This window comes from Mesorhizobium sp. M1A.F.Ca.IN.020.04.1.1 (assembly GCF_003997315.1).
GTDB lineage: Bacteria > Pseudomonadota > Alphaproteobacteria > Rhizobiales > Rhizobiaceae > Mesorhizobium.
This window is the reverse complement of the sequence record NZ_RZSN01000373.1, coordinates 1-1,357: the sequence shown is the minus strand read 5'-3', so window position 1 is coordinate 1,357 and position 1,357 is coordinate 1. Positions and strand designations below refer to the sequence as shown.

Sequence of the window (1,357 nt, the reverse complement as noted above, 5' to 3'; positions counted from 1 at the left end):
AGTCCGCAACCGTGAAGGGCGTCATCCTGTCGATCGATTCGCCCGGAGGCACCACGGTCGGCGGCGAGTCGATCTATGAGGAAGTGCGCAAGCTCGCCGCCGACAAGCCGGTGGTGGCCGAGGTCGGCACGCTGGCCGCGTCCGCCGGCTATATGATCGCAAGCGCGGCCGACCACATCGTCGCCCGCAAGACCTCTATTGTCGGATCGATCGGCGTGCTGATCCAGTATCCCGACGTGAGCGGCCTGATGGACAAGCTCGGCATCAAGCTCGAGGAAGTGAAGTCCTCGCCGCTCAAGGCTGCGCCCTCGCCCTTCAAGCCGACCAATGACGACGAGCGCGCCATGGTGCGCAAGCTCATCCTCGACAGCTATGACTGGTTCGTCGGCATTGTCGCCGAACGGCGCAAGATGACCCGCGAGCAGGCGCAGGCGCTGGCCGACGGTTCGATCTTCACCGGCCGCCAGGCGCTCGCCAATCACTTGGTTGATGCCGTTGGCGGCGAACCCGAGGCGATCAACTGGCTGGCGACCAAAGGCGTCGACAGCAAGCTCAAGGTCGTCGAATGGAAGGATACGGAGGGGCACGGCCTCCTGTTTTCGAGAAGCATGACCAAAGCCGTCGCCAACGCGCTCGGCCTGCCGGATGCCGGCGGCGACATCATTCACGAGCTTGGCGCCGACCGCTTGTTCCTTGACGGTCTCGTTTCGGTCTGGCACCCTTGACAACCATTGGGACGAGCCAAATAAAGCAATAAAATCATCCTGATATTTGACCGCAGTGGTTTACGGGGAACGTTCATGATCAAGTCCGAGCTTGTGCAGATCATTGCCGCGCGCAACCCCCATCTTTTCCTCCGCGACGTTGAAAACATCGTCGGCGCGATCTTTGACGAGATCACCGACGCGCTCGCCGAAGGCAACAGGGTCGAGTTGCGCGGTTTCGGTGCCTTTTCGGTGAAAAACCGTCCTGCCCGCACCGGCCGCAACCCCCGCACCGGCGAATCCGTCGAGGTCGAGGAGAAGTGGGTGCCGTTCTTCAAGACCGGCAAGGAGTTGCGCGAAAGGCTGAACGGCGGCAAATAGGCGCTGCGCCGGCAGGTCGGGAAACGACGTTTCGGCGCTTAAGCCACCTCCAGGAGATTTGATGTTCAATCGCGTCATGCTCGTCGTGGTCTTCGTGCCGCTGGCCGTCATCCTGATCGCGCTTGCCGTCGCCAACCGCGGCCTCGTCGCCTTCACGCTCGACCCGTTCCATCCTGGCAATCCGGCGCTGACGCTGAATTTGCCGCTCTTCATCTTGCTGTTCCTGGCTTTGGCCATTGGCATGATCGTCGGCAGCATGGCAACCTGGGTGA

At 61.9% G+C, this 1,357-nt stretch carries 2 protein-coding genes and 1 pseudogene; all 3 read left to right on the top strand.

Annotated elements, in window-relative coordinates; all coding sequences use genetic code 11:
• Positions 1-725 (top strand): signal peptide peptidase SppA (sppA, locus tag EOA49_RS31960; protein ID WP_127243599.1); only part of this gene is annotated, 725 nt, incomplete at its 5' end.
• Between the two features lie 75 nt (positions 726-800).
• Positions 801-1,085, top strand: coding sequence for an integration host factor subunit beta (locus EOA49_RS31955; RefSeq protein WP_027165368.1), 285 nt, complete (start codon positions 801-803; stop codon positions 1,083-1,085).
• A 61-nt stretch (positions 1,086-1,146) separates the two neighbouring features.
• Positions 1,147-1,357, top strand: a pseudogene (locus EOA49_RS31950) (DUF1049 domain-containing protein); the annotation flags it as partial.